Raw genomic sequence first — 23963 nt, 5'->3', positions numbered from 1 at the left:
ACAAGAATTTTAGCAAAAATAACAGCATTAACATTGGTTCAATATATCAATAAATTTATCTTTGATAGACCAATAAATAATATCAAAAATCAAATCATTTAATTACACCCAACGGGTTAAGTTCTAATAAAATTGTATGATGGTTGGATAAATATGTTCTTCAAGTTTTTGCTATTCTTTTAAAAAAGAATACTTTAGTGTTTTAGAATTACTTTTAAAATAAACCGATGAAAAAAACATTATTTTTATTACTCTTAACTTGTTGTGTACATTATTCCAATGCACAACAATCCTCAACACCTCCTAAAGAAACCAAACCAGTTGTCAAAGAGGATTTTTCTCCCTCTAATCTTGTTTTCAATCCTGATCAAAATGTTGTTACTGAACACACCACGACCATAAAAGGACAAAGAGTTTCATACAAAGCGACCACTGGTACCATGCCGGTTTGGGACGAAGAGGGAAAAGCAATTGCAGGATTATTTTATACTTATTATGAACGCTCTGATGTTAAAGATCGTGCTTCACGCCCGTTGGTAATTTCTTTCAACGGCGGTCCCGGTTCTGCTTCGGTTTGGATGCAAATTGCTTACACTGGTCCTAGTTTATTAAATATTGATGATGAAGGATATCCTTTGCAGCCTTATGGAATTAAAGAAAATCCTTATTCTATTTTAGATGTTGCTGATATTGTTTTTGTAAATCCCGTTAACACCGCCTATTCCAGAGCAACAAGCAAAGAAATTCCAACGACTAAGTTTTTTGGCATCAATGCGGATATTAAATATTTAGCCGATTGGATTGGCGGATTTGTAACGCGCACGAACCGTTGGGCTTCGCCTAAATATCTTATTGGCGAAAGCTACGGCACAACCCGAGTTTCCGGATTGGCGCTTCAATTGCAAAACAATCAATGGATGTATCTTAACGGAGTTATATTAGTCTCCCCAACGACATTAGGAATAACTCGTGGCGTGGCTGCTGATGGAGCCCTGAAACTTCCTTATTTTGCAGCTACTGCATGGTATCATAAAATGCTTCCTCCAGATTTACAGAATAAAGATTTGACTGATATGCTGCCAGAAGTGGAAGATTTTACTATCAATGAACTTCTTCCTTCTTTAAGCAAAGGCGGTTCACTTGACGAGCAAAAAAGAAAAGAAATTGCTATAAAAATAGCACGGTACTCCGGTATTTCAGAAAAAGTGGTTATGCAAAACAATTTAGACGTTCCTTATAATTATTTCTGGAAAGAATTGTTGCGCGACAAAGGTTTTACGGTAGGCAGACTAGACTCCCGTTACAAAGGAATTGATCGTAAGAATGCAGGAGATGGTCCTGATTTTAATGCTGAACTTACTTCGTGGCTGCATTCCTTTACTCCCGCAATCAACATGTACATTCGCAATGATTTGAATTATAAAACTGATTTCAAATACAATATGTTTGGTTCGGTAAATCCTTGGGATAAATCAAATGATGAAACAGGTGAAAATCTACGTCAGGCAATGGCACAAAATCCTTATTTGAATGTTATGGTTCAGTCTGGATATTATGATGGCGCCTGCGATTATTTCAATGCAAAATACAATTTATGGCAAATGGATCCCAGCGGAAAGCTAAAAGACAGAATGAGTTGGAAAGGCTACCGAAGCGGACACATGATGTATTTAAGAAAAAAGGATTTAGAAACGGCTAATGAGGATATCAGAGCGTTCATAAAAAATTCATTGCCTAAAACGGGAGAAGCGGCGAAATATTAAGGCTGTGACTTTTGGCTAAAAAGACAAATCAAATCTATTTTTGATTTGTCTTTTTTTGTTTAATAACGCATCGTAATTATTAAAAAAAGATTGAAATTGAATAACAAATTCCCTAGCCCAGATAGAAATGGAAAGCCCACAGTCAAGCCTTTTTAGGCGAGACGAGGACTTGAAATGGAAAGCTGGAAATAGCTCCAAAAAAGATTTAGACGATGACGTTTCAGTAATACTTCGAAAACGTTTGAAACTTTAAACTTTGCTTGCTATCGCCTTTGTCACTCAAAATAAAAGCAATAAATTAGCGCCATCAAATTTTATACAAAAACACAATGAAAAACACTGCGCTTACGCACATACATGAAAGTTTGGGAGCAAAAATGCTTCCGTTTGCCGGATACAATATGCCTATTTTATATGAAGGGGTGAACGCGGAACATGAAACGGTTAGAAATGCTGTTGGTGTTTTTGACGTGTCACACATGGGAGAATTCTTGCTTTCGGGTCAAAATGCTTTGGCTTTGATTCAGAAAGTGACTTCGAATGATGCTTCAACTCTAACAATTGGACGAGCGCAATATTCTTGTTTTCCAAATAATGACGGTGGAATTGTAGATGATTTGATTGTCTATAAAATGAAAGAAGAGCAGTATTTATTAGTGGTAAATGCGTCGAATATTGATAAAGATTGGAATTGGATTTCAGCTCATAATGATCTGGGTGTGGATATGAGAAACCTTTCGGATGATTATTCTTTATTGGCCATTCAAGGACCAAAAGCGGTTGAAGCGATGCAACCTTTGTCTTCATTAGATTTAGCGGCTATTCCTTATTACCATTTTGAAGTGGGTGATTTTGCCGGAATTGAAAACGTGATTATTTCAGCTACGGGTTATACCGGTTCTGGAGGTTTTGAGATTTATTGTAAAAACTCGGAAGTGGAACAAATTTGGAATAAAGTTTTTGAAGCGGGCGCTGCATTTGGTATTAAACCAATTGGATTGGCGGCTCGTGATACGTTGCGTTTAGAAATGGGTTTCTGTTTGTACGGAAATGACATTAATGACACAACTTCACCTCTTGAAGCTGGTTTGGGTTGGATTACAAAATTCAATAAAGAATTCACGAATTCAGAAAACCTGAAAAAACAAAAAGAAGCTGGGGTTACTAAAAAACTGGTTGCTTTTGAAATGCAAGAGCGCTCTGTGCCAAGACATGACTATGAAATTGTGAATGCTGCCGGAGATGTAATCGGGATTGTAACATCAGGAACGATGTCTCCGTCTATGAATAAAGGAATTGGTTTAGGTTATGTAACTGTTGAAAACAGTCCAGTTGACAGCGATATTTTCATTAGAATCCGTAAAAATGATGTTCCTGCCAAAGTGGTAAAATTGCCTTTTTACAAGAAATAAATTATAAATGAAAGGATTTTCGCTGGTAATATTCTTGACTACATTTTCACTATTTGGTCAAAATAGCGCCATCACTTGTGAAAAACTTTCCAAAATAAATGCGTTGATTCAACGCGAGCATCTAAATCCAAAACCGGTAGACGACAGTTTATCGGTTTTTGTTTTTGACAGTTTTATTGATAAATTGGATCCATCAAGAAACATTTTTCTAAAATCAGAATACGATATTCTTTCTAAAAAATACCGACTAAATATTGATGATTTTATCAAAAGTAACGATTGTTCTTTTCTAACGGAAATCTCAAGCGTTTACAAAAAAGACCTTTTGAGAAACAAAGCTATTTTAGAAAAAATTGACCGTGAAGCTATCGATTATGAATTGAAAGATACGATTCGGTTTTATAAAAAAGCATTTCCCATTTATTTATTGGATAGCCAAGTGGAGAAAGTTTGGCGAAAAAAAATCAGATATCAAATTCTGGATGACATCTCCCAAACCAGTAAAAATCTGGATTCTATAAAAGCCAATTTTAATTCTATAGAAGCTTTAGTAAAAGATATTGTCATTCAAAATGAACTTTGCAGAATAAATACCATTTTACAAAATGACACCGATTTAGAAGAAAATCTATATAATGACTTTTGCGGTTATTTTGATCCTCACACTTCGTATTTCAGTGACGATTCTAAGTCCAGTTTTGTAGCATCATTATCAAAAGAACACTTGTCACTAGGACTAAATGTAAGCTTAAATGAAAAAAGCGAAATTATTGTTGAGGATTTAGATCCAAACGGTCCCGCATTTTTAACAGGAAAAATAAAAAAAGGAGATCAAATTATTTCAATTTCAAACCGAAAGGAAACGTTATTGGTTACCTGCGCATCACTAGAATCGATTTCGAATATGATTTTGTCAGAAGCGAATAAAAACATTGTTTTGACCTTAAAACGAAAGACTGGAAAAAGTTTTGAGGTACTTATTGAAAAACAAATAATCAAAGATGAAGAAAACACGGTTTACAGTTTTATTGTTGAAAAAAACATCAAAATAGGATACATAAAAATACCTAGCTTTTACGCTGATTTTGAAGACAATAATGGCAAAGGCTGCGCTCAGGATGTCGTAAAAGAAATAATCAAATTACAAAAAGATAATATTAAAGGATTAATTATCGATCTTGTGGATAATGGTGGTGGTTCCATGGAAGAAGCTATAAAATTGGCGGGCATTTTTATAGACAAAGGTCCTATTTCTGTTGTTATTGACAAAAATAAAATTCAAACGAAAATTGAAGATCCGTTTAAAGGAATGTTTTATAAAGATCCTATTGTGCTACTTGTTAATGGAAATTCAGCATCAGCGAGTGAATTTTTTGCATCCGTTCTTCAAGATTACAATAGAGCAGTATTGATAGGAAGTACGACGTTAGGAAAAGCGACGATGCAAACGATTCTGCCATTGGAGGAAAATGACAACGAAAATTTTGTAAAAGTTACCGTTAATAAATTTTATAGAATTACAGGAAAAAGCCATCAAAGTGTGGGTATATCTCCTAATGTAATCCTTCCTGAAATTTACGAAACCATCTTTCAAAAAGAAAGTAACTTTCCAACGGCTTTTAAAAATGATAGCATAAACACTTCAATAAAATTCAGGACTTACTTTAAGAATAGTTTAATTGAAAAAATAACAAAAAAAAGTAATCAAAGGGTTGCAAACGATTCTTATTTTAATGCGATTAAGAACCGGAATAAAAGAATCGATGATTTGGTTAACCAACCAAAAACAGCAACGCCAGTAAATGTAGATGCCGTTTTTGAAGAACAAAATAAAGTAACCGCTTTATGGGATGATATCACAATTTTTAATTCGAAGAGCATCGATTTGAATGTCTACAACTCGAATTTAAATAAATACCTTCTTGCTATTCACCCTTTGGAAAAAACATATAATCAATTCCAATTAGATGGTTTGAAAACAAATCACTATCTAAATGAAGCAATTACTATAATTGAAGATTTTAACAGTTTAAAATAAAAAATATCACCACAAATCAGCTTAAAATGATGAAAAGAATTTAAATTGATTTTGGTAAAATAACTAATAGCTGTATTTTTGCAGTTCAAAATAAAAAATTAGCAATGGGAAGAGCGTTTGAGTTTAGAAAAGGTAGAAAAATGAAACGTTGGTCAGCAATGGCTAAAGCATTTACAAGAATTGGAAAGGATATCGTCATGGCTGTTAAGGAAGGCGGACCAAATCCAGATGCTAATTCAAGATTAAGAGCAGTTATCCAGAATTCAAAGGCTGCAAATATGCCTAAAGAGAATGTGGAACGTGCCATTAAAAAAGCAACCGATAAAGATACTGCAAACTATAAAGAAGTTTTATTTGAAGGATATGCACCTCATGGGATTGCAATTCTTGTGGAAACGGCTACCGATAACAATAATAGAACTGTTGCAAATGTTAGAAGTTATTTTAACAAATGTAATGGGACAATGGGAACTCAGGGTTCTGTAGAATTTATGTTTGACCATACTTGTAACTTCCGAATTCCAGCTAACGGAATTGATCCGGAAGAATTAGAATTAGAATTAATCGATTTTGGTGCTGAAGAAGTTTTTGAAGATGAAGATGGTATTTTAATTTATGCGCCATTTAATAGTTTTGGAACAATTCAAAAAGAATTGGAAAGCAGAGGTCTTGAAATCCTTTCTTCTGGTTTTGAAAGAATTCCTCAAATTACTAAGACATTAACAGAAGCTGAAATGGCCGATGTAGAAAAACTAATCGAAAAATTAGAAGAAGATGATGATGTAATGAACGTATATCATACAATGGAAGAGGCATAAACTTCAGTACAATTATATATAAAACTCTGGCTCCGGCTGGAGTTTTTTTGTCTCAAATTATTTGCATTTAATATAAAGCCCATGTTTTTTCTTATTTTAAGTATTCTCTGTAGCGTAACCGTAGGGGTAATTTTCAAAGTCGGCCGAAAATACACTTTAAATACAACCCAAGTAGTTGCATGGAATTATGTGTTTGCACTGTTGCTTTGTTACTTCTTTTATAGCCCTGATTTAACCGCAATTAATACATCTGCACCGTGGATTATTTATATTCCGTTAGGGATTTTATTACCCACAATATTTTTGTTTTTAGCGGCTTCCATCAAGCACATGGGAATTGTAAAAACAGATGCTGCACAACGCCTTTCCCTTTTTATTCCTGTACTCGCAGCTTGGTTATTATTCAATGAAGAATTCAACACTATCAAACTGACTGCCTTCTTGATAGCCCTACCCGCTTTAGTATTAATACTTTCAAAAAAAACCGACAATCTAAATAATAAATGGATATATCCAGCGGTCGTATTAGTGGGTTTTGGAGCGATAGACATCTTGTTCAAACAAATCGCTCTAACTACTGGTTTGCCTTTTACAACTTCGCTTTTTATTGTTTTTGGCATTTCGCTCATCTTAATTTTGGCAATAGTCCTTTACGAAATAGCGTTTAAAAAAGCCCCCTTTAAAAGGAACAATTTTCTTTTTGGAGCGCTTGTAGGAGTGTTTAATTTTGGAAATATTTTATTTTATCTTAAAGCGCATCAGGCTTTCGCCAAAAATCCATCGACAGTATTTGCTGCAATGAATATGGGCGTAATCATTATAGGAAGCATCGTAGGAATAGTTGTATTTAAAGAGAAAGTTAGCCGTTACAATTATTTTGGATTATTATTAGCAATAGTTGCTATTGTGCTTATAACATTTTCTCAAGTTCTCACCTAATAAAAAAATTTTGTGCTACATCATACATATAATTGGTATATTACATGCGAAGCCAAAAAAAAAGGCGACACTTTAAACTATTTTTAGGGTAATTATTTGATAAGTAGAACATTATTAATTAAAATATAGAATACAAAAGGGGAAATCAGTTTTTTATGATGATTTTTCACAGAATATAGCCGTTTATTGAATCAGTTTAGTCAATTAACTAAATTTCTTAATAAAGAATATCGTTCTAAGGAACGTTTTAAATTATAACATATATGACAAACAACATTCTAATTGAAAATCAATATAAAAGAACAAGTTTATTTGAAAAAGAAAATGTAAACTATTTAGTTCGTATTTTAAAAAGATTCAATACTGTACCAAAGATAAATAACATCAATATTATCACTTCAACCCGTGAGCCTGATATTTTCAAAATTGTACCCAATAAATCGATTATAATTGGTTCTTCCTTTTTAGACAAACCCATATTAGCGTTAGTTTATTTAAGATATGGTATCGAATGGCAGTTATGGTATAAAGCGTTGAATAACGAAAAAAAAGATACTGTATTATGTGATATCGCAGCACTTGAAGTGATTCGAATCTTTTATAATTTACTACCTAAAGCTGATAAAGAAAAATTAGAAAATCTTGATTATGTTTTAATTAATTTAATTAAAAATAGTAGCGATTTAAATACTGAATATACGTTAAACCACGAAGAGCTACAATCTTTTCATGGCTTGAAGAATTCAGACCACGAACTTAAAGAATCTTGGAAACCTATTGTTGAAAATCTGGCAAAACCTACTGAATACTTACTGATGTCTGGAGGCGATCTGAGATTAAATATAGACGAAATTCATTTGCTAAATAAATACGGATGCCGTCCATTCCCAAGACCTGATGCATTTACTTTTGCCTCGTCTACAGCGTCAAGCGTTTCAAATTTTGCTTTTGATAAAACAGATAAAGTTAGAAGCATATTAATTAGAAACAGCTTGAAAAATGGTTTTAAAAATGCCACTATGGAGTTTTCTGAATTACTAAAAAACAACCTTAGAAAAATATTCAAATTAAATGAGGAATGCGAAATAATTTTTTCCCCATCAGGAACAGATTCTTCACTTCAAATTGCAGCTATAACGCAAATTATTTCCGATAAAGAAATTACACATATTCTGGTTGCGTCTGATGAAACCGGCAGTGGTGTTGCTGCAGCCTTAAAAGGATATCATTTTGAAAACACAACAGCTTTAAATTATCCGATAAAAAAAGGCGATAAAATTGAAGGCTTTAGAGATGTTGATTTAATTGAAATCCCTTTTAGAGATGAAAATGGTGCCTTGAAATCTTCTAATCAATTAGATGAAGAAGTATTTAATGCCGTTTCCAGGACCAAAGATCTTGGCAGGCACGTTGTGTTGCATACCATGGATCAATCGAAATTAGGCTATCAATCTCCTAGCGACGATTTTATAAAAAAACTAAATACACTTGAAAATTTATCAATTCAGATAATTGTGGATGGTTCACAGCTTAGATTAGATCCAAAAGACATACAAAATTATTTAAATAAAGGATATATTGTTACCATAACAGGGAGTAAATTCTTCACTGGTCCTCCATATTGCGGGGCACTAATCCTGCCTGAAACTGTCAATAAATTAATTCATTCTGTAAAAAACACATTACCTAAAGGTTTAACTAAATATTACAATCATTCTGATTGGCCGACTTCTTGGTACTGTTCAAATGAATTATCTGATGGTTATAATTATGGTTCCTATATGCGCTGGAATGCTGCCGTAGTTGAAATGGACAGGTATTACAAAACACCTATTTTATACCGAAATATGGGTATTGAGATGTTTTGCAATTTTGTTGATGACTCAATCAAAGAGGCCACTTTTTTACAGCCTATTTATGGTGATGAAACCAAAACGAAGTGTTACAGCAGTAAAGAGTTTGGAATAAGAAATATCCGCACCATTTTTCCTTTCTTTATTTTTAAAGATAATGAAGTCTTATCTGTTGATAAAGTAAAAAAACTTTATACTTTATTAAATTCCGATTTATCCGATCAGTTTGAAGACTCTTCTTTAGAAATCATCCGACTTGCTGCTCAAAAATGTCATATTGGTCAAGCAGTTAATGTAAAATATACTAACGAAATTGAAAGTGCTATTTTAAGAATTAGTTTGGGTTCAAGAGTTATTTCTGAAAGTTGGGTCAATAGAGATATTAGTCTCTTTTTTAGAAATATAGAATTGCAAATGAGTCAGATCACAATTACTATTAAAAAAATAGAATTAATACTTAGTAATGCTGAATTACTGAAATAAATAGTGTTATCAATGGTCAAAAAAAAGTCCCATTTGCATCAGCAAATGGGACTATAAATCTATAATTTTAAATTTATTTTATAAATTCTATTTTTTGAGCTTCTTCTTCATTGATGCTGTCAAAGAAACCTTGTTCATTCATCCAGTCGTCACTAAATACTTTACTCATATAACGAGAACCATGATCTGGAAAAATAGCAATTACATTACTGTTTTTATCAAATTCTCCTTCTTCGGCATATTGTTTAATGGCTTGCATTACTGCTCCTGAAGTATATCCTACAAATAAACCTTCTTTTTTTACAATCTCTCTGGCTGCATGAGCACTTTCCTCATCAGAAACTTTCATGAACTTATCGATAATATCAAAATCGGTCGCTGATGGAATTAAGTTTTTACCCAAACCTTCTATTCTGTAAGGATAAATTTCATCATTGTCAAACTCTCCTGTTTCATGGTATTTTTTTAATACTGAACCAAAAGCATCTACACCTAAAACTCTAATATTTGGATTTTGCTCTTTCAAGTATTTTGCAGTTCCTGATATAGTACCACCCGTTCCGCTACAAGCGATAAGATGCGTAATTTTACCATTTGTTTGTTTCCAAATTTCTGGCCCGGTAGATTTATAATGTGCGTCAATATTCAATTGATTAAAATATTGATTGATATATACAGAACCTTTCGTTTCTTCATGCAAACGTTTGGCAACATTGTAATACGAACGCTCGTCATCGGCAGAAACATGAGCAGGGCAAACATAAACTTTAGCTCCTAAACTACGAAGCATATCTATTTTATCTTTGGATGATTTTGAACTTACAGCAAGAATACAATTATAGCCTTTTATAATGCTTACCATTGCTAAACTAAAACCGGTATTCCCGGATGTCGTTTCGATTATTGTGTCTCCAGGAGATAAAACACCTCTTTTTTCAGCCTCTTCGATTATATATAAAGCAATTCTATCTTTAGAAGAATGTCCCGGATTAAAAGCTTCTACTTTAGCATAGAAATTACCGTCTAACTCTTCGGTGACTCTATTTAGCTTAATAAGTGGAGTATTACCTATTAATTCTAATACATTATTATAAGCGTTTATTTCTTCTTTCATAAAAAAATAGTTAATCAAGATTCTTTTTATTTAACCTCGAAATATCACAAATTTAACAAAATTTTTTGAATTACTTTTTAATTTTTTCTAAATCTAATAAAAAACTAAATTCTTTCGCCAATTCCTTTAATGCTTCAAATCGTCCAGATGCACCTCCATGACCTGCTTCCATATTTGTATCAAGATATAAAACGGTATCATTTGTTTTTATGGTTCTTAATTTAGCCACCCATTTAGCAGGTTCCCAATACTGCACTTGTGAATCATGAAGACCAGTAGAAACATACATATTGGGGTAATTTTGTTGTTTAATATTATCATAAGGAGAATAGGATAACATATAATTATAATATTTCTTTTTGTTTGGATTTCCCCATTCATCATATTCACCGGTTGTCAGTGGAATGCTATCATCAAGCATTGTGGTTATTACATCCACAAAAGCCACCTGTGCTATAATCCCATTATACAATTCGGGTGCCATATTTACCACTACACCCATTAATAATCCTCCCGCAGAGCCACCTTCGGCATATAAATGAGTTGGTGAAGTATATTTTTGTTCTATTAAAAATTTAGAACAATCAATAAAGTCCGTGAATGTATTTTTCTTCTTTAATAACTTTCCGTCCTCATACCATTGTCTTCCCAGATCTTCCCCGCCTCGAATGTGTGCAATTGCATATATAAATCCTCGATCCAACAATGATAATCTAGTGGAAGAAAAAGTAGCATCCATAGAATGCCCATAAGAACCATACGCATATTGAAGCAGGGGATTTTTCCCGTCTTTTTTTACTTCTTTTCGATACACCAGCGAAATTGGAATTTTTATTCCGTCTTTGGCAGTTGCCCAAACGCGTTCCTCGGTATAATTATTTTTATCAAACTTTCCTCCTAAAACTTGCTGCTCTTTTTTGATTTCTTTCTCTTTAGTTCTCATATTGAAATCAATAACCGAAGAGGGAGTTGTCATTGATTGATAGCCGTACCTCAAAATTTCTGTTTCAAAATCAACATTGGTGCTGGTATATGCGGTATACGTTTCGCTTTCAAAAGGCAAATAATATTCTCCTTCCCCACTCCAAGGCATAATTCGGATTTTGTTTAAACCGTTCGAACGTTCTTCAACAACTAAATAATTAGCAAAAATTTCGATATCTTCCAGCAATACATCTTCTCGATGCGCTATAACTTCTTTCCAATTCTCTTTGGTTGTTGTTGTTTCGAGCGTTTTCATCAATTTGAAATTCTCTGCATCATCCGCATTAGTCATAATATAAAAACTGTCCTCATAATGATTAATACTATACTCTACTCCTCGAATTCGCTTTTGAAAAATTTCAAATTTTCCATCAGGATTATCTGCATTTAGAATTCTGTATTCCGTTGTTAAGGTACTTCCAGACTCAATTGCAAGGTATTTTCTAGATTTAGATTTAGCAATTTCTACATTATAAGTATCATCTTTTTCGAAATAAACCAAAACATCATCCGCCTGTTCTGAACCTAATTTATGCTTAAAAATTTTATCAGACCGCAAAGTAACTTCATCTTGGCTGGAATAAAACATAGTTTTATTATCGTTAGCCCAGACAGCACTTCCAGTAACTTTTTCTATTTTATCTTCTAAAATTTCATTGGTTTCTAAACTTTTAACCTGAATCGTGTATATTCTTCTTCCAACAGTATCAAAACTAAAAATAGCTAATTTATTATCTGGACTAACACTCAAACCACCCAATTGAAAGTAGGATTGCCCTTTGGCCATATCATTACAATCAAACATGATTTCTTCTTTTGCCGTAAGGCTTTCTTTTTTTCGAGAATAAATAGGATAGTCTTTTCCTTTCTCAAAACGAGTGATATAGTAATAACCATTATATAAATAAGGAACCGATTCGTCGTCTTCCTTGATTCGGCTCTTCATTTCCTCAAATAATTCTTTTTGGAAATCTTTAGTATGCGCAGTCATTTTATGATAATATTCATTCTCCTTGTTCAAATAATCGATGACTTCAGGGTTTTCTCTGTCGTTCATCCAAAAATAATTATCAGTTCTGGAGTGTCCTAAATTTTCTAATGTTTTAGGAATTATTTTAGCAACAGGTGGTAGTATATTTTCTGACATTTTTATTCGTTTATTAAATATGTGATTTTACAAAAATAGTACAAAGGTGATTTAAAACACCCCCGTTTTTCATCTAATTTAACATTGCTTATTCCTTCAAATGTAGTAATTTCGTATTTCAATAATTTAAAATTTATCAAAATGGATTTAATGGGAATGATGGGAAAACTTAAAGAGACCCAACAAAAAATAGAGGATACAAAAAAACGTTTGGATACTGTTCTTATCGATGAGCAAAGCACAGATGGTTTATTGAAAGTAACTTTGACTGCCAATAGAAAAATAAAATCAATTACAATTGACGATACTTTACTGGAAGACAAAGATCAACTGGAAGATTATTTAATTCTAACTATAAATAAAGCCATTGAAAAAGCTAGTAAAACAAATGAAGCTGAACTTGATGCCGTTGCAAAAATGGATATGCCAATGATTCCAGGAATGGACAATTTGTTCAAATAAAAAAATAAAGTTTAAGGCTTAGAGTTTTTGAGAATGCGAAAAACTTTAAACCTTAAACAAATTTTACATATTAGAAAATTAATTTTTCTAAAGTTTCCAAAACATACGTATGCATAACTTCTCTATAATCAAGATGTGTAACGATTCTTAATTTTCCATGACCCATAGAACTAATGGAAATATTTTTTTGTTTTAATGTTTCTATTAAAACAGTATCACTTACATTATTTGCCAAAGAAAAGATTAAAATATTAGTTTCAACAGGTTCCACCGATGCTACCCAATTCACTTTTTTCAGTACTTCGGCTATTTCTTTAGCTCTTCGATGGTCTTCACTGAGACGCTCCATATTATGATCTAAAGCATAAATTCCGGCTGCCGCCAAATAACCTACCTGACGCATTCCTCCTCCTAATATTTTTCTGATTCGCAAAGCTCTGTGAATTGTTACCTTATCAGCCAATAAAACAGAACCGATAGGCGCTCCAAGTCCTTTGGACAAACAAACAGAAATGGTATCAAACAATTTCCCAAATTGTTTTGGGTCTTGTTTTTTGGCTACCAATGCATTCCAAATTCGGGCTCCATCCATATGAAACTTCAAATTATTGGCATCACAAACCTGTTTTATTTTTTGCAAATCTTCTAGTTCATAACAGGCACCACCGCCTTTATTAGTTGTATTCTCCACACATACTAAACTGGTTAAAGGGCTGTGATAAAACTCCGGATCATTAATGGCTCCAGCAACTTGTTGGGCAGTAATCATTCCACGATTTCCATCTAATAAACAACAGGAAACTCCGCTATTAAAAGAAACTCCTCCTCCTTCGTAATGATAAACATGAGCATATTTATCGGCTATTAATTGTTCTCCAGGTTGCGTATGTAATTTTATAGCCGTTTGATTTGCCATGGTTCCAGAGGGAAAAAAAAGACCTGCTTCCATGCCAAACATTTCAGCAACTTTAGCTTCTAGCTCAATAACTGTAGGATCTTGTTTATATACGTCATCGCCAACTTGGGCTTTAAACATATACTGTAACATTTCGTATGACGGCTTGGTAATCGTATCGCTAACTAAATTTATTTCCATTTATTTGTTTTATATTTATGTTACGGACAAGCTGTGACTTGTCTCTTCTCAAAATTTTCTTATTTTTGTACCACAAAATTACATAATTTATGACAACTACCGAACAAATTAAAGGTATTGTAGAGCGCCTTGGTGCGTTGAGGAGGTATCTTTGACGTTGATGCCAAATTAATTGAAATTTCTAACGAAGAAGAAAAAACTTTTGCTCCCGACTTTTGGAATAACGCAAAAGAAGCGGAATTGATTGTAAAGAATCTTCGAAATAAAAAAAAATGGATTGAAGATTACAACAAAGCAATCGAAATGACTGACGAGTTGCAACTCGCCCATGATTTTTATAAAGAAGGAGAATTTACCGTAGAAGAACTAGACGATCAATACAAGCAAACCCAAGACCACATTGAAGCTATCGAGTTCAAAAACATGCTTTCGGACGAAGGTGATACTTTGAGCGCAGTAGTGCAAATAACCGCGGGTGCTGGTGGAACGGAAAGTTGCGATTGGGCTGAAATGCTTATGCGTATGTACATGATGTGGGGCGAAAAATACGGTTACAAAATAAAAGAACTGAATTACCAAAAAGGAGAGGCTGCAGGAATAAAAACCGTTACACTTGAATTTGAAGGAGACTATTCTTTTGGATATTTAAAAGGCGAAAACGGTGTACATCGATTGGTTCGTATTTCTCCATTTGATAGTAATGCAAAGCGTCATACTTCGTTTGCATCCGTTTATGTATATCCGCTTGTAGATGATAGTATCGAAATTGACATTAATCCTGCTGATATTGAAATTACAACATCGCGATCCAGTGGTGCTGGAGGACAAAATGTAAATAAAGTAGAAACCAAAGTACAATTGTTTCATAAACCAACCGGAATTCAAATACAATGTTCTGAAACACGGTCACAACAAGATAACAGACAACGTGCGATGCAAATGTTACGATCTCAATTATACGAAATTGAGTTAAAAAAGAAACAGGCACAACGCGCTGATATCGAAGCCGGAAAAATGAAAATTGAATGGGGTTCACAAATCAGAAATTATGTGATGCAACCCTATAAATTAGTCAAAGACGTTCGAACCGGTCATGAAACCAGCAATGTTGATGGCGTTATGAATGGAGAAATCGATGAGTTCCTAAAAGCCTATTTGATGATGATGGGACAAAAGGAAGAAGAATAGTATTTAGCTTTCAGTGGTCAGTTTTCAGTGAAAAGTGAGTTCTTCAAAAGATAAAATAAGTAATAAAATTCTCTTAACTTTCGTTATTCGAAATATTTAAGGGGTTTCTTTTGAATTTTAAAAAACTTACTTATTAGACTTTAGCCTTAGTACTTATTTAAAGACCACTTTTCAAAACATTGTAATTACCCATAATAATTATAGGGTTCTGTTTGGGATCTAACCAATTTACTATCAACTTCATATTTTCCTCATTAATAGCAACACAACCAGCAGTGAAATAAGGCTTTTTTATACCCAAATGAAAAAAGATAGCGCTACCTTTTCCTTTTATTACTGGGTTCGTATTGTATTCTATAACCAAACAATATTTGTAGGCATCACTTTTCAATAATAGATTTTCATAAGATTTCGCATTGGTAAAACCTCTGATAAAGGTATTATAATCCTTCGAATTTGGATCATCAATCCATTTATCTTCTTTAGTCGTTTGTTGGTATTCCAATAATGTGTTTACTTGTTTTTCATAGGTAAATAATTTTCCCAAACGAAATATACCAGTTGGGGATTTGCCGTCACCTTCAAGTTTATTAAGTGGTGGTGCAAATCCATTTTTACCAATACCAGCTTCTATCGGATTATCTTTTACAACCCAATTCCTGTCTTTTCTCTCTAAAGCTACAAGAACAGCGCTATAATTTTCTGGTTGATAATTGTACACCACCAACAATTGTTCACTATTTTCTAATTTTTTTTTATTATTCTCAGCAATTAATAATGCATTTTCAATAATACTATTATTTGTTTGAGACTGCAGATTAATAGAAAAAAGTAGTATAACAGGTAAAAACAAAAATCCGTCTAATAGTTTCATTTTTATGGTAGGTTTATTATTTAAAAGCTAACTAGAAAATAGTGTTAGCATTGTAAATTCGATTTTACGCTCTTTAACAAACATAAACAAATTATCGCAAAACCATTACATTTGCGAAGCACGCATTTTTAAAGTACTAATTTACACACTTACAACCATTCAATCAAAGAAACTCCAACACCTATAGCTGTCTGCAAATGATTTAAGATCGCCTCGACCAATATATTATGCAATATCAGGATTGTCGTTTTTTGCTACTGATAAAATGAGCCAAGGTCTACTGTAAACACTCAAATGATTGTTTAAAAATCCAGCATGAAAAATAATTCTGTTCCAGCTTCGTGAATAAAGATCACTTTTCCCATTTGATTCATGATTTATTTCCATACCTATCATGCGTGTATTTAACCCAAAAAGTTTAAACTTGATAGGGAAATTCAGAATTAATTCTGGTTCATAATTAGCTTCCCTGAAAGGGCGTAATAAATCAGTATTGTAAATTTGCCAGTGTCATATTTGGGTATAAGCCACCCAGAAATCACTATGTTCGCTAAAAAAGTTCTGCAATACATTAGTCTTCAAACTCAATTGAAATTTAGATTCAATACTCTTATAATTAACTCTTGTTGTTGCAGTATAATCAGGATCTACAAGTTGTTCAGTAGGGGAATTAGTTTAGTGCACCGATAAAACATCCATAGGTTTATCGGATGTTTCTAAAAAGGTTCCGCTAACTGACGTTGTATCTAATTCCAAACGCTCCGTCATATTACGGAGTTGCGTTTTCTGATTAAAGTAAGCCTGCATCTGAGCATTTGCAGTAAAATTAGAAAATAAAAGTATAAAAATTAAGAACTTTATATGTCGTAATTCCATAATATATTAGCGCATATTAACCGACAAAAATAATTGTTTAAAACTGTTATTTGATCTATTTTTTTTTGGTTATGTAAATGCCACTTGTAATCGTGTTAAAGAATTGCGAAAGATTAGGAATTATAAACCCAATTTGTTTTATTTGATGACTATAACTAAACAATCCAATCTAAGCTTAATGAAATCCTATTCAATCCAAGAAATAAATGAAATTTTAAAAGGGGAAATTGTCGGGGAAATTTTCCAAAAAATCACTGCTCCTGAACAACTTGAAGTGGCTAATGAATCCGAAATTTCTTTTATTGGAAATAAAAAATACGAAAAATTTTGGGTAACTTCTAAAGCTGCTGTAGCGGTTGTAAATGAGGATATTTCGATAGAACCAGGAGAAAACAGGGCTTTCATAAAAGTTAAAAATGCTGATCTGGCTATGTCACAAGTTTTAGCTCTTTTTGCACCTCCAACCCCATTATTTAATATTGATATTCATCCGACAGCAGTTATAGATGACACCGCAATTATTTGTAATGGTGTTCGAATTGGTGCAGGGTGTTATATAGGAGCTAAAGTTGTTCTTGGAGACAATTCAACAATATATCCAAATGTCACTATTCTAGACGAATGTACCCTAGGAAAAAACACTGTAATCTGGTCTGGGGCGGTAATTCGAGAGCGTTGTCACATAGGGAACGATTGCATAATACACCCTAATGCAACTATTGGTGCGGATGGTTTTGGTTTTCGGCCTGATCCTGAAAGAGGTTTGGTGAAAATCCCACAAATTGGAAATGTAATTATAGGCAATGGTGTTGAAATTGGCGCTAATACTTGCATTGACCGAGGAAAATTCAGTTCTACTATTTTAGGTGATGGTTGTAAAATTGATAATTTAGTTCAAATTGGGCACAATAGTAAATTGGGCAAATTTTGCATTATGGCTGGAAACAGTGGATTGGCAGGGTCCGTAACTTTAGGAAATGGTGTAATTATAGGCGGAAGCGCTTCTATAAAAGACCATACAACAATTGGCGACGGTGCCATTGTAGGCGCTGGTTCTGGTGTCACGGGAGATATTCCTGCAGGGAAAACCATGTTGGGGTATCCTGCTGTCGAAGCACGTGATGCTTTAAAACAATGGGCAATTTTAAAAAGAATGGTTAACGATTCAAAAAAATAACTAATTATATTTTTTGTTAAATTCATAAAAAAACAGAACTTAAACTCTGTTTTTTTGCTATAATACCAATAATACATTCAATTTTATTTCTAAACTAATAGCGTTTAAAAGATTTATCTCAATAAATTTTTTACTTTAGCTCTAATTATTTAACAACTATTTCATCATGGATTTGAACTTCAATAAAAACGAAGACCACAATAAACTTTTACTTTCAGCATTACGCCAAAAATTAAGCCTGGTGAAATTGGGCGGTGGTGAAAAACGCATTCAAAAATTACATAACGAAGGTAAAATGACTGCTCGGGAACGCATTGATTATTTGCTAGATCCCAAAGCTAAAAGTATAGAAATTGGAGCATTTGTTGGTGAAGGAATGTATGCTGAACATGGCGGTTGCCCTTCGGGTGGAGTTGTTGTGAAAATAGGATATATCAAAGGAAAACAATGCATTGTGGTGGCCAATGATGCTACCGTAAAAGCGGGTGCTTGGTTTCCAATTACCGCTAAGAAAAACTTACGTGCTCAGGAAATCGCAATGGAAAATAGATTACCAATTATCTATTTAGTTGATAGTGCCGGTGTGTATTTGCCTTTGCAAGATGAAATTTTTCCTGACAAAGAACATTTTGGTCGCATTTTTAGAAATAATGCTCAAATGAGTAGTATGGGAATCACCCAAATTGCTGCTGTTATGGGAAGTTGCGTTGCCGGTGGAGCTTATCTGCCAATTATGAGTGATGAAGCTTTGATTGTAGAAAAAACAGGAAGTATTTTCTTAGCAGGAAGTTATTTAGTTAAAGCAGCCATTGGCGAAAGCATCGATAATGAAACATTGGGCGGAGCAACTACACACTGCGAAATTTCGGGTGTTACGGATTATAAAGCCAAAGATGACAAAGATGCATTAGACAAAATAAAAAATATAGTTGATAAAATTGGTGATTTCGACAAGGCAGGCTATAGCCGAATAAAAGCGGTAAAACCAGCATTAGACGAAAATGATATTTATGGTATTTTGCCAAAAGCTAGAAATGAACAATATGATATGATGGAAATCATTAATCGTTTGGTTGACAATTCTGAGTTTGAAGCGTACAAAGACGGTTACGGTCAAACCATTATTACTGGTTATGCCAGAATTGATGGTTGGGCAGTGGGAATTGTTGCTAATCAACGAAAAGTGGTGAAAACTAAAAATGGTGAAATGCAGTTTGGAGGCGTAATTTATTCGGATAGTGCAGATAAAGCTACTCGATTTATCGCAAATTGTAATCAAAAGAAAATCCCTTTAATATTCGTTCAAGATGTTACTGGTTTTATGGTTGGATCTAAATCAGAACATGGCGGAATTATAAAAGATGGGGCTAAAATGGTGAATGCTGTTTCTAATTCGGTTGTTCCAAAATTTACCGTTATTGTAGGAAATTCATATGGTGCCGGAAATTATGCTATGTGTGGAAAAGCGTATGACCCAAGATTAATTTTTGCTTGGCCAAGTGCTGAATTGGCCGTTATGGGCGGAACACAAGCTGCAAAAGTATTGGCACAAATTGAAGCTTCTTCGCTTAAAGCAAAAGGAGAAATAGTTGATGAAGCCAAAGAGAAAGCCCTTTTTGACAAAATTAAAGCAAGATATGACGAGCAAGTTTCTCCCTATTATGCAGCCTCTCGCTTGTGGACAGACGCGATCATTGATCCTTTGGATACTCGAACTTGGATTTCTATGGGAATTGAAGCGGCAAATCACTCGCCTATTGAAAAAAAGTTTAACTTAGGAGTAATTCAGGTATAAAAAATAGTTTTCAGTCGTCAGTGCTCAGTCATCTGTGTTAAGGGAAAAACATTCGTAGGTAAAAAATGAGAAAAATAATTCTATTCGGTTTTACATTATTGTTCTTTAGTCAGTGTGCCTCCATAAAAAAGCATAACGAGCATTTGAATGATCTAATTTCTGAAAAAGATTTAAAATCTGATGTTGATTTTACTTATAAAAAACTTCAGCAATTACATCCCAATTTATACTGGTACATTTCTAAAAAAGAACTCGATTATAAATTTGACAGTTTAAAAACGACTATTCGAAAACCAATTACGAGTTTAGATTTTTTCAAAAAACTCAGTCCTATTGTTGCAGCGGTAAGACAAGGACATACGTTTGTATATCCTGCTACAAAATTAAAAACAAAGAAGGAAACCAAAGCACTTCTTAAAAAAGGGACTGGACCATTTTCTCAATTTGATTTTGATTATTTTAATGACAAACTGTATGTCATAAAAAATAAATCTTATGATAAAAGCATCAAACCAGGAACCGAAGTTGTCGATGCAAACGGAACAAAACCAAAAGATTTAATTCAGGAATACAATAAATTTTATAGTTCTGACGGCTATAATACTACTCTTAAAACACGTAGTTCTGGTAAGCGATTTCCTTCCTTTTTTACAACTCAAAATGGCATAAAAGACAGTCTGAAATTTAATTTTAAATTTAATGACAGTCTGAAAACCATTACAATTAAAAGGGATAAAGACACAACTGATAAGCAGAATAAAAAAGTCAAAAAAAGACTAACTGAGGTTGACAGAGCAAAAACAAAAGCATTCAAAAAGAAGAAAAGAGTCAATGGCTATAATCCAGATTTGAAAAATTACAACCGAAACCTACATTTTGAAGAAAAAGACAGCAGTGTAGCTGTAATGAAAATCAGAGGCTTCAAAAGTGGGGTTTTTCGAACTTTTTACAAAGAGAGCTTCAGTAAAATTAAGAACTGTAAATCGACCACATTTGTACTTGATTTAAGAGATAATGGTGGCGGACGTGTAACTGAAATCAACAATTTATACTCTTACTTATCCGATTCAACTTTTGTGTTTTTGGATAAATCTGAGGTAGTATCCAGATCAAGTTTATTCGAGGGAGCCTATTTTAATGGCGGTTCTTTCGCAGTGAAAACTATAAAAACAATTTTTTCTCCTTTAATATATGCGTATCTGCTTTTAACCGTTCATAAAGACAAGAACGGGAAAAATTTTTATGCAACACAAACAAAGCCTCAAAAAATTAATAAAAATTCTTTCAAAGGAAAGGTATATGTTCTTATCAACGGAAGGAGCTTTTCGGCTTCCAGCATTATTTCCTCCAATTTGAAAGGTTCAAAAAGAGCCACTTTTGTAGGGGAAGAAACCGGAGGAGCATACAACGGAACTGTCGCTGGATTTATGCCTCTTGTAAAATTACCCCATTCTGAATTAAAAATTAGAATAGGCTTGATGATGATGGCCACACATTATAAGTCAGAAATTAATGGTAGAGGTATTTTTCCTGATGCGCCAATTATCCCAACATTGCAAGACCAAATTAAAGGAACTGACCCAGAAATGAATTGGATTTTGAATGATATAAAATCAACTGTTTCAGAAATTCCTAAAACAAAGTAGTTTTCTATAAAATCTATCCTATACTATTTTTAAACCTTTTTTAAAGACAAATGTTCCTCATTTCCGACAAAGATTGTAGTGCATAACTCTTCTTAAATGAAAATTGAATTTTACTACGATTCGCTTCCTTTATAAATTTTCTAATAATCCTTACAAAATTTAATCAATTATATAGTTCATAAAACCTTGATTAATAAGATTTTAAAACAATTGTTGTTTGTATCTTTGATTAATATATTGGTAAATATAATTCCCCAAACTGCAACTTATCATTTATCATCATTTTTTTTTTAAAATAAATTTTTTCCAACAAAATTTTAATTTTAATTCCAAGAAAAAATGAAAAAAATTTTAAAAAGATATCGTTTGCATTGTTTTTCTTATGATTGCTCCGTTTGCATGCCATTTCCGACGAAGACCCGAAAATTGGATTAGGTTTTGTCGATGAATATAATGGTCCTACTAGTTTTGGCACTTGTTCCCAAATATATTTAGGGAAATACCTTGCTAATGACAAACTGAACATCTCCTTGAATCTAACAAATTTCGTTGCTCATAGGCATGCCGAAAACACACTTGGGCTGAAGTTTAATTATTGCTTTTTTAAATAAAAAAATGCCTGTTTTTTATTTAAAAATCTATTTTACAGCAAAAAATTTCGCATTTTTTTTTGCAAAGTATTTCCTATGTCATTAAAAATTAATATCTTAGTGTATCATTTCTAAAACTAAGTATTATGAACAGCGTAAAAGAATTAAATAAATGGGCTAATACCCATACTTATTTACCTATTGATTTGTTACGAATAGCGCTTGGTGTTTTTTTATTTATGAAAGGAATTTCCTTTATAACTAACATCCAATATCTAGCGGATTTAATATCTCCAATCGACAAAATTGGTGGAGGAATGTTTCTCATCCATTATATTGCTCCAGCACATATGGTAGGTGGAATAATGATTGTTTTTGGTTTACTGACCAGATGGGCAATCATTGCACAATTACCTATTTTAATATCCGCAATTATCATAAATTTCATGGGAGAAATGCATTCTCAAAATCTATTATTAGCATTATTTACATTGGCAATTTGTGTGTTTTTCCTGTTTTATGGCAGCGGAAAACATTCAGCCGATTACTATTTTAAAATGCAAAAATAACAAATCATAAAAAAAGCATCACGCGCTAACGGATGCTTTTTTTATGATTTAAATTAGTCTACAGACTTTCTTGAATTTCTTTTCTTTTTATTTTTCCGTTATGTGTTTCAATAAACTTTGAAACATAAAAAACTTCTTTGGGTTTTTCATATTTGTCCAATTCATCAAAAGTGCTTTCATCTAAAACTTGTTTTTCCCCTTCAACAACTAATATTAGTTTTTCTCCCAAAATAGGATCTTGAATACCACTAACAAAAAATCTTGACTGAATTTTGTACGATAATTTATCTTCAATTTGTTCCGGAATCAGTTTAATTCCTCCACTATTGATTACATTATCAATTCGTCCTAAATAACTAAATTGTTTTTCATTTATAAGTTCCGCTAAATCATTGGTAACAATTGTATCGTTTGAAATATTTGGAGCATCAATCACCAAACAATTTCGATTGTCTTGATAAATTTTAATATTAGGCAAAACAGTAAAATATTTTTCGCCAATTTTTTTTGCAGCAATATGAGTAATCGTCTCCGTCATACCATACGTCTCATAGGTCTCTGTTTTCAACTTAGAAAGACTTTTTTCTAAAGATTTACTCATTTTGACACCTCCAACGATCATTTTCTTCACGTTTTTGAGTTCTGCCAAAGAATTTTGCGCTTGCAAAGGAACCATTGCCACAAAATCATACTTTGTATCGTTACGCAGCATAGGATGTGAGCTTGGAGCGACAAAGTCGATATCAAGTCCCAAAATAAAACTTCTGACAAACATCATTTTTCCGGCAATATATTTTGTGGGCAAACAATGCAGTGCTTTATCGCCAGGACTCAAATTAAAAAAATCGCCTGTCGCTAAAGCAGAATTTACCATCGCTTGTTTTTCAATTCTAATAATTTTTGGAGTACCAGTTGTCCCGGAAGTATTAAGTTCAAGATATGACTTGTTGTCAAACCAGTCCAAAATAAAATCACCGACAGACTTTTCATGATCTTCACCTTCTTTTATAAAACTATAGGCTACTCTGCACAAATCTTTTCGGTCTAAATGAAATCCATTCAGTTTAAAATGATTGTGTACGTTTTTGTAAGTGATTGTATTCATAATATTTTTACTTGTATTTAAGTTTTTTTTTGAA

General features: G+C 33.1%; 18 protein-coding genes and 2 pseudogenes. 13 read left to right on the top strand and 7 right to left on the bottom strand.

Annotated elements, in window-relative coordinates; translation table 11 throughout:
• From ACFX5F_RS04745 to ACFX5F_RS04715, 7 genes and pseudogenes are all read left to right on the top strand, one after another.
• A pseudogene (locus ACFX5F_RS04745) lies at nucleotides 1-102 on the top strand (IS982 family transposase); the annotation flags it as partial.
• 125 nt (nucleotides 103-227) lie between these two features.
• Nucleotides 228-1763, top strand: a complete 1536-nt coding sequence (locus tag ACFX5F_RS04740) for a S10 family peptidase (protein ID WP_379850391.1) — start codon at nucleotides 228-230, stop codon at nucleotides 1761-1763.
• A gap of 329 nt (nucleotides 1764-2092) precedes the next feature.
• On the top strand, nucleotides 2093-3175 hold the full coding sequence (gene gcvT, locus ACFX5F_RS04735; RefSeq protein ID WP_379850389.1) for a glycine cleavage system aminomethyltransferase GcvT: 1083 nt from the start codon (nucleotides 2093-2095) through the stop codon (nucleotides 3173-3175).
• A 7-nt stretch (nucleotides 3176-3182) separates the two neighbouring features.
• Nucleotides 3183-5213 carry a carboxy terminal-processing peptidase gene (locus ACFX5F_RS04730; protein WP_379850387.1) on the top strand — a complete coding sequence of 677 codons (2031 nt, stop codon included), beginning with the start codon at nucleotides 3183-3185 and terminating at the stop codon, nucleotides 5211-5213.
• 104 nt (nucleotides 5214-5317) lie between these two features.
• Nucleotides 5318-6031, top strand: a complete 714-nt coding sequence (locus tag ACFX5F_RS04725) for a YebC/PmpR family DNA-binding transcriptional regulator (protein WP_379850385.1) — start codon at nucleotides 5318-5320, stop codon at nucleotides 6029-6031.
• Between the two features lie 81 nt (nucleotides 6032-6112).
• Nucleotides 6113-6970 (top strand): EamA family transporter, encoded by an 858-nt coding sequence (locus ACFX5F_RS04720; protein ID WP_379850383.1) that lies wholly within the window; start codon nucleotides 6113-6115, stop codon nucleotides 6968-6970.
• Nucleotides 6971-7233: 263 nt separating this feature from the next.
• Nucleotides 7234-9306, top strand: coding sequence for a hypothetical protein (locus ACFX5F_RS04715; RefSeq protein ID WP_379850381.1), 2073 nt, complete (start codon nucleotides 7234-7236; stop codon nucleotides 9304-9306).
• A 73-nt stretch (nucleotides 9307-9379) separates the two neighbouring features.
• On the opposite strand, the gene capA is transcribed toward ACFX5F_RS04715, so the two are convergent.
• Nucleotides 9380-10420, bottom strand: a complete 1041-nt coding sequence (capA, locus tag ACFX5F_RS04710; protein ID WP_379850379.1) for a cysteate synthase — start codon at nucleotides 10418-10420, stop codon at nucleotides 9380-9382.
• A 70-nt stretch (nucleotides 10421-10490) separates the two neighbouring features.
• Nucleotides 10491-12551, bottom strand: coding sequence for a S9 family peptidase (locus tag ACFX5F_RS04705; protein ID WP_379850377.1), 2061 nt, complete (start codon nucleotides 12549-12551; stop codon nucleotides 10491-10493).
• A gap of 141 nt (nucleotides 12552-12692) precedes the next feature.
• Here ACFX5F_RS04705 and ACFX5F_RS04700 point away from each other — a divergent pair, with 141 nt between their 5' ends.
• A complete protein-coding gene (locus ACFX5F_RS04700; RefSeq protein WP_379850375.1) occupies nucleotides 12693-13013 on the top strand; it encodes a YbaB/EbfC family nucleoid-associated protein in 321 nt (106 codons plus the stop codon).
• A gap of 70 nt (nucleotides 13014-13083) precedes the next feature.
• On the opposite strand, the gene ACFX5F_RS04695 is transcribed toward ACFX5F_RS04700, so the two are convergent.
• On the bottom strand, nucleotides 13084-14109 hold the full coding sequence (locus ACFX5F_RS04695; RefSeq protein WP_379850373.1) for a threonine aldolase family protein: 1026 nt from the start codon (nucleotides 14107-14109) through the stop codon (nucleotides 13084-13086).
• Nucleotides 14110-14198: 89 nt separating this feature from the next.
• On the opposite strand from ACFX5F_RS04695, the gene prfB reads away from it, so the two are divergent.
• Nucleotides 14199-15297 (top strand): peptide chain release factor 2 gene (prfB, locus tag ACFX5F_RS04690; protein ID WP_131478861.1). Its coding sequence is split into 2 segments (ribosomal slippage): nucleotides 14199-14261 and nucleotides 14263-15297, totalling 1098 coding nucleotides; the frame shifts between segments, so codons are not numbered across the junction.
• Between the two features lie 157 nt (nucleotides 15298-15454).
• Here prfB and ACFX5F_RS04685 read toward each other — a convergent pair.
• The 3 genes and pseudogenes from ACFX5F_RS04685 to ACFX5F_RS04675 all read right to left on the bottom strand — a co-directional run bounded on the left by ACFX5F_RS04685 (nucleotide 15455) and on the right by ACFX5F_RS04675 (nucleotide 17047).
• Nucleotides 15455-16171 carry a L,D-transpeptidase family protein gene (locus tag ACFX5F_RS04685; protein ID WP_379850371.1) on the bottom strand — a complete coding sequence of 239 codons (717 nt, stop codon included), beginning with the start codon at nucleotides 16169-16171 and terminating at the stop codon, nucleotides 15455-15457.
• 225 nt (nucleotides 16172-16396) lie between these two features.
• Nucleotides 16397-16828: pseudogene (locus ACFX5F_RS04680) on the bottom strand (phospholipase A); the annotation flags it as partial.
• Nucleotides 16829-16846: 18 nt separating this feature from the next.
• Entirely contained in the window at nucleotides 16847-17047 is a 201-nt protein-coding gene (locus ACFX5F_RS04675; protein ID WP_379850369.1) for a hypothetical protein, read from the bottom strand.
• A gap of 178 nt (nucleotides 17048-17225) precedes the next feature.
• Between ACFX5F_RS04675 and lpxD the strand changes: the two genes are divergently transcribed.
• From lpxD to ACFX5F_RS04655, 4 genes are all read left to right on the top strand, one after another.
• Nucleotides 17226-18224, top strand: coding sequence for a UDP-3-O-(3-hydroxymyristoyl)glucosamine N-acyltransferase (gene lpxD / locus ACFX5F_RS04670; RefSeq protein ID WP_379850367.1), 999 nt, complete (start codon nucleotides 17226-17228; stop codon nucleotides 18222-18224).
• A 166-nt stretch (nucleotides 18225-18390) separates the two neighbouring features.
• Complete coding sequence (locus ACFX5F_RS04665; protein WP_379850365.1) at nucleotides 18391-20019, top strand: acyl-CoA carboxylase subunit beta; 1629 nt, start codon at nucleotides 18391-18393, stop codon at nucleotides 20017-20019.
• Between the two features lie 65 nt (nucleotides 20020-20084).
• Entirely contained in the window at nucleotides 20085-21665 is a 1581-nt protein-coding gene (locus ACFX5F_RS04660) for a S41 family peptidase (protein WP_379850363.1), read from the top strand.
• A gap of 736 nt (nucleotides 21666-22401) precedes the next feature.
• On the top strand, nucleotides 22402-22824 hold the full coding sequence (locus ACFX5F_RS04655; RefSeq protein ID WP_379850361.1) for a DoxX family protein: 423 nt from the start codon (nucleotides 22402-22404) through the stop codon (nucleotides 22822-22824).
• 58 nt (nucleotides 22825-22882) lie between these two features.
• Here the strand turns inward: ACFX5F_RS04655 and ACFX5F_RS04650 are convergent, their stop codons facing one another.
• Complete coding sequence (locus ACFX5F_RS04650; protein WP_379850359.1) at nucleotides 22883-23929, bottom strand: AMP-binding protein; 1047 nt, start codon at nucleotides 23927-23929, stop codon at nucleotides 22883-22885.
• Nucleotides 23930-23963: the final 34 nt, after the last annotated feature.

This window comes from Flavobacterium zhoui, assembly GCF_042787235.1.
GTDB classification, from domain to species: domain Bacteria; phylum Bacteroidota; class Bacteroidia; order Flavobacteriales; family Flavobacteriaceae; genus Flavobacterium; species Flavobacterium zhoui.
The sequence above is the reverse complement of the archived record's forward strand: the minus strand, read 5'-3'. Positions and strand labels throughout refer to the sequence as shown.

Excerpts from the sequence above, each read along its gene's own strand:
- gcvT (WP_379850389.1), top strand. The coding sequence starts at position 2,093 with ATGAAAAACACTGCGCTTACGCACATACATGAAAGTTTGGGAGCAAAA.
- ACFX5F_RS04725 (WP_379850385.1), top strand. The coding sequence starts at position 5,318 with ATGGGAAGAGCGTTTGAGTTTAGAAAAGGTAGAAAAATGAAACGTTGG.
- capA (WP_379850379.1), bottom strand. The coding sequence starts at position 10,420 with ATGAAAGAAGAAATAAACGCTTATAATAATGTATTAGAATTAATAGGT.
- ACFX5F_RS04715 (WP_379850381.1), top strand. The coding sequence starts at position 7,234 with ATGACAAACAACATTCTAATTGAAAATCAATATAAAAGAACAAGTTTA.
- ACFX5F_RS04660 (WP_379850363.1), top strand. The coding sequence starts at position 20,085 with ATGAGAAAAATAATTCTATTCGGTTTTACATTATTGTTCTTTAGTCAG.
- ACFX5F_RS04655 (WP_379850361.1), top strand. The coding sequence starts at position 22,402 with ATGAACAGCGTAAAAGAATTAAATAAATGGGCTAATACCCATACTTAT.
- ACFX5F_RS04730 (WP_379850387.1), top strand. The coding sequence starts at position 3,183 with ATGAAAGGATTTTCGCTGGTAATATTCTTGACTACATTTTCACTATTT.
- ACFX5F_RS04705 (WP_379850377.1), bottom strand. The coding sequence starts at position 12,551 with ATGTCAGAAAATATACTACCACCTGTTGCTAAAATAATTCCTAAAACA.
- ACFX5F_RS04720 (WP_379850383.1), top strand. The coding sequence starts at position 6,113 with ATGTTTTTTCTTATTTTAAGTATTCTCTGTAGCGTAACCGTAGGGGTA.
- ACFX5F_RS04685 (WP_379850371.1), bottom strand. The coding sequence starts at position 16,171 with ATGAAACTATTAGACGGATTTTTGTTTTTACCTGTTATACTACTTTTT.
- ACFX5F_RS04675 (WP_379850369.1), bottom strand. The coding sequence starts at position 17,047 with ATGGAATTACGACATATAAAGTTCTTAATTTTTATACTTTTATTTTCT.
- ACFX5F_RS04665 (WP_379850365.1), top strand. The coding sequence starts at position 18,391 with ATGGATTTGAACTTCAATAAAAACGAAGACCACAATAAACTTTTACTT.
- lpxD (WP_379850367.1), top strand. The coding sequence starts at position 17,226 with ATGAAATCCTATTCAATCCAAGAAATAAATGAAATTTTAAAAGGGGAA.
- ACFX5F_RS04740 (WP_379850391.1), top strand. The coding sequence starts at position 228 with ATGAAAAAAACATTATTTTTATTACTCTTAACTTGTTGTGTACATTAT.
- ACFX5F_RS04700 (WP_379850375.1), top strand. The coding sequence starts at position 12,693 with ATGGATTTAATGGGAATGATGGGAAAACTTAAAGAGACCCAACAAAAA.
- ACFX5F_RS04650 (WP_379850359.1), bottom strand. The coding sequence starts at position 23,929 with ATGAATACAATCACTTACAAAAACGTACACAATCATTTTAAACTGAAT.
- ACFX5F_RS04695 (WP_379850373.1), bottom strand. The coding sequence starts at position 14,109 with ATGGAAATAAATTTAGTTAGCGATACGATTACCAAGCCGTCATACGAA.